We start from the raw sequence: 9,557 nt of genomic DNA on the forward strand, positions 1-9,557 counted from the left end.
AATGCACTTCCAGTTTTACTGAAAACACAGCTTCAAGCAGCATAAGGACTGAACTTTGACAACTGAACAACTGCCAGGTATTGAATTTTCAAGGTGCATAGCTAATATCTATGTGCGAAGTTTGAGTAATATAAGTCTTATTTGTTAAAGCGTTTAACTTTTATTAGATTTTATTTGATTCGGTGTCATTATCTTCGTTCTTACTGCAACAGCTGCGCTTTCTTCCACCTAAAAACATCATTCCAATCATAGAAAGCATCATCAATGGGCATATAAAAGGAACTATACCTGCAAGGATCTTCGAAGCTGACAAACTAAATGCAGATACTACAGGAATTATTCCGACAATAACTATTGGCAGCCCGCAGCACAACACCATATGAAGCATATGTCCTAAATATTTAGGCTTATTTTTACCATCCTTATGACAGTTCATTGTATTCCTCCTCAAGTTTTCACTATGAATTTAAATCAATTCTATATCTTTTATGTAAAGAACTTATGAAGAAGATTTTATTTCGATAATACCTTTTATACAAATTCTTCATAAAATCAACATATCAAATTTATATAATTTGCTTATAAATTAATGATACAGGAGGACTTTATGGATATTCAGAGCAAAAAAATAAAGATATACGATATGACCTGTACATCCTGCGAGCTAAGAATTGAAAAGGCTGTCAGCAAGTTGAACGGGATTATAAGTATAAAAGCTAATTATGAACATCAATGGGCATTAATTGAATATGATAACGAACTATGCGATTTAGATAAAATCAAGACCGCAATTAAAGAAGCTGGCTACACCACAGAGCAATCTAAAGATTATAAATTCATTGGTATACTGGTAATAGTTGCTGCAATTGCTCTTTTAGGCTTAAAAACCAGCGGCTTTGATATGGAAGCAAAGCTTAACAATGCTTCATATGCAATCATCTTCCTGGTTGGAGTACTGACTTCTATTCACTGTGTAGGGATGTGCGGTGGAATAATGCTGTCTCAGAATTTTTCAAAGGAAAGCAAAAACAAAGCTGAAGCAATCAAACCTTCTCTGTTATATAATTCAGGCAGAGTTTTATCTTATACAATTTTAGGTGGTATTGTTGGTGCTTTAGGTTCAGTTTTCTCACTTTCCATTGCAACAAAAGCATTACTCCAGATATTTGCTGCAGTATTTATGATTATAATGGGACTAAACATGCTGGGCTTTAAAGCCTTCAGAAAATTCCATCTAAGGCTGCCTGCTGCAGTGTACAAGATCAAAGGCAAAGCTCACTCCTCATTTATAGTTGGATTCTTAAACGGACTTATGCCCTGCGGCCCCCTGCAAACCATGCAGCTATATGCTCTCGGCACCGGTAGTGCCCTAACCGGAGCTTTGTCCATGTTTGCATTTTCACTTGGGACAGTACCGCTCATGTTTGCTTTCGGCGCATTATCGGGTATGCTTACTAAAGGATATACTAAAAAGCTGTTAAAATTCAGCGGTGTACTTATTATATCTTTAGGACTTATAATGGGAAACAGAGGACTTACACTTGCTGGATTAAGTCCTAAAAACGCAATAGCTGCGACCTCTGCTAAACTGCTTGGCGTCAATTCAGATACCGCTGCTAACGCAAATGTAGCAAAAGCAAAGTTAAGTAATGGTGTTCAAACCATTACAATGAATGCTGTATCTTCAGGGTATGCTCCAAATGCCTTTTATGTTCAAAAGGGCATACCCGTTAAATGGATAATTAACGGTGACCAGCTTACTTCCTGCAATAATGAAGTAGTTGTACAATCCTTGAATATTCAAAAGAAAATAATTAAAGGTGAAAATATAATTAAGTTTACACCTGGTGATAAAGATATTAATTTCAGCTGCTGGATGGGCATGATAGGCGGTGTAATTAAAGTTGTTGACAAATTAGATGCAGTGGATACATCAAAAGCTGATTCTTCTCTTCCGCCACCAGCTACAAGTCCTAGCTGCTGTGCAACACCTACAGATGGCAGCGCGTCTAATGCAGCTGCAAATCAGAACAGTATCTATGGAAGTGATTTGAGTAAGGTGCCTACAAAAACTTTAGTAAAAAAATCCGAACTAAATGGTAATATTCAAACTATAAAATTTAAAGGCATTGGATATGAATTAAAACCTTTGATTATCGTGGCAAAGTCTAATCTAAATGCTAAATTAGTTCTTGATCTAAAATCTTTTGATAATGCAAAAGGCAAATACATTCTTGTTGATGTAAATACGGGAAAAAGCGTTGCTTCTTTTACTGCTAAAAAAGGCATGAACAGCATTGAGCTTAAAATAAAAAAATCCACAGATTATGCTATTGTTAAAGATAATGGTGTACTTGGAGTAATAAGTGCAGCAAATGAAATAAATAATGTAGATTTAGAAGCTGTAAGAAGTGAATTTATAACTCCATAATAAGACCAAAGGATAGTGGCATCCAACCACTATCTTTTTTATGCTCTAACTCGTAATCTTTATATAATACTTTTATTTTATTACTTCTGTTGCCTGTTCAATTTTCATTATCACAGCTTAATATATAAATAAATAATTGGCCCAATAGTACCTGCTACAGATATAAGAAACACGCCAAAGGCTGGCAATTTGTTTTTTTCATTCTTTAGAACATAAACGCCGTATGAAAAGCTGTAATAGCCTAATCCTAAAATTACTAATGATAATATGAATTTCAGAGCAATCACCTCTTTGTTTATCGCTAATGTTTTCCTCTTGTTATTGGACTAGATTCAATCATGAGTCCAGTTCTTCTTATATTAACCTCCACAGTTACATTTACTTTTGTATCAGGAAAATGTGAAAGCCAATCATACTTTTCCCAGTCTTGGATTGTTGGAAAATATCCTGCAAATTCTTTACCGAATCGGAACACGTCAACTCTATATTTATCTTTTGCTTTTGCTATTGTCCTCTCCACTTCCCGCTTGATTTCACCTTCGAGCTGTTTACTTAAAGTATTAATCAGCTTTGATCTTTCATAATTTATTCTGCTGTGTATAGCTCCAATATCAGCCTCTATGTTTAAACCCAAATCAATTACAGGTTTTCCAGCTTCAAACCTTCCTTTTACGTAAGTTTTCCTTCCACGTCTAATACTGAATATAATGCCATCTCCAGGAGAATTTCTATCTTCGATAGTCATAATTCCCCTCTTAAACTTATTCTGGATCATCAAAAGACATCTTGTTTCATAGGGATTTAAACTTCCAACCATCTTATCTCCGTTGAAAAGAACTGTGCCAACAAATTCTCTACTGACTAAACCCATTCTAGGAAGTTCACCAGGTTTATAATCTTTCTGCGTGACTAATGGTGCTTTTGGACTGCCATCTTGTAATCTGATTTGAGAAAAATCATTTACACCTGCATAAATTGTAATCGGATTAGCGTAATTGGAAATAATCTGTTTATAGAATTCATGAAAGTTTATATACGGAAAAAAGCCTGTGTTTTTAGATTGAGCTATCATGAGCTCCAGTGATTTTGTAACACTTTCTCCTGCCCCTGTTTTATTTGCATTAATAAAATCTACTGCCCTGCCCTTTGTAACTACAACAAACATTGTTCTTCTAGTTCCCCTAAATCTAGCTAATGGTGAAAGGAAATCACCGACACCTTCTCTTGCCAGTTCTTCTGAAATTACGAGCATTTTTGTATGAAGTAATGAAACTCTTCGCGATACAGCCATATTCATGAGATTTATCGATTCGAGAATAGCTGGAGATTCTATAGAATCTACTCTGCTGTCTTCTGCAGTATTTCCACTTGTTTGACTCTGTCCACCTCTAGTTGGAGTATAAGTTGGATACTGTACAGTTACGATTACTTTATTCTCATTTCCTTTATCTAACCCCATAATTATGGCATACACGTTATCATCAACTTCACTGGAATCCCAGCATCCTGTTAAGATAACACTGCAAAACATTAAAATTATTGCAACTGCACAATATCTTTTAAACATTACTGTCTATCCCCTTTTTTCTAAATATAACTGCAATAAGCAGTACTAATATTGGAAAAACAAAAGTTAGAAGCATACTATACTGCCTTACTACAAGTAAATTTATATCCATCAGCTCTGATACATTTTTAGGCTGAAGTGTTAATGCATACATTATCATTGCGAAAGGTGCTAATATTGGCTTATGATCAGATATTTCGAAACTTTGGCAGTACACTCTCACTGATGTATAAAATGCAGTAGATACTGTTAGTAAAGACGATATTACCCAAGCAAAAAGAAAGATAGATTCTACTCTCTGAATGTACCTATTATAATAAATTATTCTAGATAATTGAAATATTCCTGAGAAATTTTCTCTACCCATATCGTATCCATAGGCCATTAAATAGCATAACAGCGAAATACTAAAAATAATTCCGGATAGTATTAAACTTACAATTCCTATCTTTTTATAGTCACTATTATGTAATGACCTGTTGATCATTAATAAAAGTGTAACTTCCTCATATGCTGAGCTTCTAAGAAATCCTAAAGATAGAGTTTTCGTAAATCCATATCCGAAATAGGGTTTAATATAATCAATGTCATAGTAAGGAATAGCTAGTAATAAAATAATTATTAATGCTGTTATTATGACAAAAAAATTAACATATGAAATTCTTACAATGGTTTCAAGGCCTTTATATGCAATGAGTACACAGACAGATATAAAGGTTATCATTATAACGCTTGGAGGTGTGCTGGGTAAATTAAAGGCTTTTATCATTTCAAGAAATTCCCTTAAATTTGTAGCTGCATAATAAACTACGTACCCTGAAAGCAGCACTCCCATTATCTTACCAATGAATTTTCCTAAAACAAGTTCGGTTACTTCAACCAGATCTTTTCCTTGAAATCTATCGATTAATTTACACATAAGCCAATATTGAAGAATCGCAGCTGCACATGATATAAGGGTAGAATACCAGGCTGCAGTGCCGGCCTGTTTTACTACAGCAGGAGTACTTGTATACAATATTTTAGATACTATAGTTATAGTAACGAATAATATTCCCTCATAAGTACTGAATTTTCCACCCTTATTCATTACTATCTCCTCTCTCATGACCATTTTCAGATTTTTCCGTAGTCCATTGCCTTGAGATGTCTGGCTGTCTTCTAATGTCTAACGGATTGACATAGTCCGGTCTAAATTCCTGGTTCCACACTGCCCTCCTTATAAGTACATCTTTACTTTTTCTAACTCTAGGTGTAATAAGTGTAAGGTATGGTACACCGAAGGACTTCATGTCTACAGCCAATGCTTCTAACGCTACTGTTAGAACAGCTATACCATAAAAGCCCAATACAGCTCCAGCAACTATATATAACAATCTCACCACTCTTACACCAAAAGAGAAGGAAATGTTTGGTATAGCAAAATTTCCAAGACCGGTAAGTGCTACAATAATTATCAGTATGGGACTTACCAAGCTGGCTTGAACTGCAGCTTGACCAAGTACTAAAGCTCCAATTATACCAATGGTCGTACCAAGCATTCCCGGTACACGTACTCCAGCTTCCCTAATAAGTTCAAAAGAAGCTTCCATCAAGATTACCTCCAGTATGGTCGGGATTGGTACACTTTCCCTAGCACTGCCTATAGCTATTAGAAGTTCAGTAGGTATCATTTCCTGATGATAATTTGTAATGGCAATATATAATCCAGGAAGAAAAGTAGCTACGAACAGGGCTGCCAATCTTATAATTCTTAAAAACGTTCCATAAACTGATCTTACTGCCATATCTTCAGATGTGTGAAGCATTTCAATAGCCGTAACTGGTACAATCAGAGTAAAAGGCTCTCCTTCACAAAGTATAGCTACTTTTCCCTCAATTATATTTGTTGCTGCTCTATCTGGTCTTTCAGTGGAAAGAATGGTAGGAAAAAGTGACCTTCTTTCACTTTCAATAAACTGCAGCAGCATTCCATTTCCCAAAATAAAATCTGTTTTAATTCCTTCAATCCTTCTTTTCACTTCCTCTACTAAAGCTGGATTAACAAGACCGTTAATATACATCACAGCACAGATTTTATTGCTTCTTTCGCCTATTTTTATATATTCAGCAACAAGGTTATTGTTCTTAATTATCCTTCTAATTAGAGCGGTATTAGTACGAAGATTTTCATTAAAAGCTTCTTGAGCCCCGCTAATTACTGCTTCTACCTGAGGTTTGTCAACATTTCTTTTTTCATATCCCTTTGTCTCACAAACTATATAATAGTCACAGCCATCAACATATACACCTGTGTCACCAGTAAGTATGCCTGATAATACCTCCTCGAATGTTTTAATCTTCTCTGCTGCATTTGTTTCTATAACACTATCAATAATATATTGAGCTGAACATTCCTGTTGATTGTTAGCACCCTTATTTCTAAGTAATGGAGCAATTATATCTCTGTTAATTATATTTCTGTCTACCATGCCGTCTATATATATTATGAAAGCTCTTGTTTTACCAAATAGTTTAAACTCACGTATCTTTATATCTCCATTAATAGTATAATTAAAACTCTTTTTCATATAGTCAAGATTGCTATCAATATTATTAGGTATAACATCTGAAGGATTATTTTTCTGAGCTTCATCATTCTGTGGAGTTGCATCTAATCTCCCATTAGTTGTCTGTTCCTTACCACTCTGTTTATCATTTTCATTAACCATTTCTGGTATATAAAACTGCTGTGTGTCCCTTGGCTTTTTATATGAAATTGTAGACATTGCTTTCTTTAACTTATTCCACATTTTCCCCGCCCACCTATGTATACAAATGTATGGTATGCAGTTATTATTTGCATACCATACATTTATATACATGACCTGTAATTATCAAGCAGATATTAATGATTAACAGAATAACTGAAATAAAGAATCGATAATATATTTTGAAGTTAGTGAATTAAGATAAGAAGGCAACAGAAACAATATAATAAGAGTATTTTGTGAATATTAAGAGTTAGGGCATTAAAAACGGTTGCAGCCGACATAGGGTGTAACCATTTTTTACTTCTTAAAACTTATTTTAAAACTAGTTCCTCTTCCATATTCGCTGTCCACATCTATTTCAGCATTATGAAGATCTAATATGTTTTTTACAATAGTAAGACCAATACCATTTCCCTCACTCTTATGTCTGCTCTTATCTCCTCTGTAAAGTCTCTCAAATATAAATGGCAAATCTTCATTACTGATTCCAATTCCATTATCAGTTACCTCAACATTTACATTTTTGCTGTCCAAATACAATTTTACTGCTACCTCTCCACCTGGCTGAGTAAACTTAATAGCATTAGATAGAAGATTAATAAATACCTGCCTTAATTTGTCCTCGTCTCCTCTAACTATATATTTATATCCTTTAGCAGCAGTAAAGCCCATATCTATATTTTTACTCTCAGCCTCCATTTGAAAGTCACTGCAAATCTCTGCTGCTAATTTAGCTAAATCCACCATTTTAAAGTTCATCTTCATACTCTGATCTTCAAATTCCTTTAAGGTATTCAGATTATTTAATAGCTTTCCAAATCTTATGACTTCCTCATTTAAATAAATCAATTTCTCCTTTGTAACTGGGACAACTCCGTCTATCATTGCCTCAAAATTGTTCTCGAGCACATTAAGAGGTGTTCTGATTTCATGTGAAATATCTGAAACCAGCCTTTTTCTTAGATCATCCTGAAAGCTAAGTTTCTCTGCTAATATATTCATGCTTTTTCTTAAATTCTCAAGTTCCTCTATGGTACTTTTCTCTCCATATTTTGTGTGAAAATTCCCCTTTGATAAATTCACTGACATATCAGCAGCCTGCTTAATTGGTATAGCAAACTCCCTAGAAAAATATAAGCTTATTATCATTACTATAACAAGAGCAACTATTCCGCTTAGGATTATGCTTTTATTCACAGAATTTTTAAAACTTAAATCATCTTCGGACATCAATAAAGACGAATATTGTCCTATGTCCGTATAGCCAACAATCTCTCCGCTGACTTTTATAGGAAACCTCTTAGAGCTGTAGACTCCCTTATTCTTGACCTTCATATTTTCTAAGTGAATTCTATATTTTATGTCTGCAGGATTCATACCCCAAACTACTTTTTTATTTTTATCAAGTAAAGTTACACAGTAATTCCCCATATATGCTTCATGCATTATCTCTATTCCAGAGCTTTTGGTCCACTTTTTATCTTTCTTATAAAGCTGCTGAAAATATGATACAATTCTCTCGTATCGTTTATTCTGAATTTCTACCATGTACTCATTAAACTTATTTGATATAGTTACATTAACAAAAAACATACTTAAAGCTATTGCCGCAATAGAGCATACGATAAAAAGAATACTTAATTTTCTCTTTATTGTCAGCATCTACTCTTCACCGCCAAACTTATAACCAACCCTTACAACGGTTATTACGTATTTAGGATTTTTAGTGTCCTCTTCTATTTTCTTGCGTATATTTTTTATATGAACATCAACTGTTCTGTCATACCCTTCAAAATCAATGCCAAAGATTCTATCTATAAGCTGTTCCCTAGTAAGTACTTTCCCTTTGTTTAAAATAAGATTATATAAAATATCAAATTCATTAGGGGTTAATGCTACCTCTTTACCTTTAACTTTCACTATTCTTTTATCATAATCAACAAGAAGATATCCATCATCAAATATAATACCAGCTGTAGTATCCTCAAAATCCAATCTCCTGAACAAAGCATTAACTCTTGCTGTAAGTTCCCTAGGACTAAAAGGCTTAATCAGGTATTCATCAGCACCTATATTAAGCCCTTGAATTCTGTCATTTAACGAGCTCTTTGCTGTGAGAATAAAAATATGTACGTTTGAAGTTTCTCGTATCTTTTCACAAACCTGCTCACCGTCAATATCAGGAAGCATTAAATCCAATATTACTAACTTGAAATCTTCACTGTTAAACAGCTTTATCCCGTCAAGTCCCTTAGTTGTACAGCAAACGGAATATCCTTCTTTTTCTAAATATGCTTTTATTATATCAGCTACTCCTTCTTCATCTTCTATTAATAAAATGTTGTTCATCTATGTACTCCTTGTTTATTGAAATAAATAATTTGCGAACCAACGATGGGGGTATGACCTACCGGTCATTGCGCCCTTCGGGTTCTGTAAATTAAATAGCTGCTAATTATTTAATGTATCTTTTAAATATAAACTAAGTGTTATTGGATAAACGTTATTCTATGGAATAACAATTTTTTAATTTCTTCGAAGAAAACTAAAGTGCATCGCTAATTTTTTAGAAAGATAAAAAACCTCTTTTTAATTTGGAAATTGCTAAAACTAATATCCATTTTAATAAAGATAACCCTAAAAAGCTATCTAAGCAGGACAGGTCTTGGCTTCGAAGACCTGCTTCTTCGTAGAGCCCTGTCACGATTAATAGGCTTTTAAGTAGTTGGATTATTAAAAGAAAGTTAATTATAACAGTTTCCATATTGAAGAGAAGCCTTTAACTCTCTTTATAATTAAGATCACA

General features: G+C 34.0%; 7 protein-coding genes. 1 reads left to right on the top strand and 6 read right to left on the bottom strand.

Translation table 11 applies throughout. From position 1 onward, the window contains the following. Nucleotides 1-163 precede the first annotated feature (163 nt). The gene (locus CLORY_RS21705) at nt 164-436 is read right to left on the bottom strand and encodes a hypothetical protein (protein ID WP_079428485.1); all 273 of its coding nucleotides are present in this window, start codon (nt 434-436) and stop codon (nt 164-166) included. 171 nt (nt 437-607) lie between these two features. On the opposite strand from CLORY_RS21705, the gene CLORY_RS21710 reads away from it, so the two are divergent. Beyond that, the gene (locus CLORY_RS21710; protein WP_079428487.1) at nt 608-2,431 is read left to right on the top strand and encodes an urease accessory protein UreH domain-containing protein; all 1,824 of its coding nucleotides are present in this window, start codon (nt 608-610) and stop codon (nt 2,429-2,431) included. 301 nt (nt 2,432-2,732) lie between these two features. Here the strand turns inward: CLORY_RS21710 and CLORY_RS21715 are convergent, their stop codons facing one another. The 5 genes from CLORY_RS21715 to CLORY_RS21735 form a co-directional block, all read right to left on the bottom strand. Then, the gene (locus CLORY_RS21715; protein ID WP_079428489.1) at nt 2,733-3,998 is read right to left on the bottom strand and encodes a Ger(x)C family spore germination protein; all 1,266 of its coding nucleotides are present in this window, start codon (nt 3,996-3,998) and stop codon (nt 2,733-2,735) included. Beyond that, nucleotides 3,991-5,088: a GerAB/ArcD/ProY family transporter gene (locus CLORY_RS21720; RefSeq protein WP_079428491.1), complete on the bottom strand. Its 1,098-nt coding sequence runs from the start codon at nt 5,086-5,088 to the stop codon at nt 3,991-3,993. Before CLORY_RS21720 ends, CLORY_RS21715 begins: the two co-directional genes overlap by 8 nt. Further along, nucleotides 5,081-6,790 carry a spore germination protein gene (locus CLORY_RS21725; protein ID WP_079428493.1) on the bottom strand — a complete coding sequence of 570 codons (1,710 nt, stop codon included), beginning with the start codon at nt 6,788-6,790 and terminating at the stop codon, nt 5,081-5,083. The genes CLORY_RS21720 and CLORY_RS21725 overlap by 8 nt, the downstream gene beginning before the upstream one ends. A gap of 258 nt (nt 6,791-7,048) precedes the next feature. Next, complete coding sequence (locus tag CLORY_RS21730; RefSeq protein ID WP_079428495.1) at nt 7,049-8,413, bottom strand: sensor histidine kinase; 1,365 nt, start codon at nt 8,411-8,413, stop codon at nt 7,049-7,051. Continuing rightward, nucleotides 8,414-9,100 (bottom strand): response regulator transcription factor, encoded by a 687-nt coding sequence (locus CLORY_RS21735; protein ID WP_079428497.1) that lies wholly within the window; start codon nt 9,098-9,100, stop codon nt 8,414-8,416. Nucleotides 9,101-9,557: the final 457 nt, after the last annotated feature.

The organism is Clostridium oryzae (genome assembly GCF_002029235.1).
Classification (GTDB): Bacteria; Bacillota; Clostridia; order Clostridiales; family Clostridiaceae; genus Clostridium_AE; species Clostridium_AE oryzae.

Excerpts from the sequence above, each read along its gene's own strand:
- CLORY_RS21705 (WP_079428485.1), bottom strand. The coding sequence starts at position 436 with ATGAACTGTCATAAGGATGGTAAAAATAAGCCTAAATATTTAGGACAT.
- CLORY_RS21710 (WP_079428487.1), top strand. The coding sequence starts at position 608 with ATGGATATTCAGAGCAAAAAAATAAAGATATACGATATGACCTGTACA.
- CLORY_RS21730 (WP_079428495.1), bottom strand. The coding sequence starts at position 8,413 with ATGCTGACAATAAAGAGAAAATTAAGTATTCTTTTTATCGTATGCTCT.
- CLORY_RS21720 (WP_079428491.1), bottom strand. The coding sequence starts at position 5,088 with ATGAATAAGGGTGGAAAATTCAGTACTTATGAGGGAATATTATTCGTT.
- CLORY_RS21715 (WP_079428489.1), bottom strand. The coding sequence starts at position 3,998 with ATGTTTAAAAGATATTGTGCAGTTGCAATAATTTTAATGTTTTGCAGT.
- CLORY_RS21735 (WP_079428497.1), bottom strand. The coding sequence starts at position 9,100 with ATGAACAACATTTTATTAATAGAAGATGAAGAAGGAGTAGCTGATATA.
- CLORY_RS21725 (WP_079428493.1), bottom strand. The coding sequence starts at position 6,790 with ATGTGGAATAAGTTAAAGAAAGCAATGTCTACAATTTCATATAAAAAG.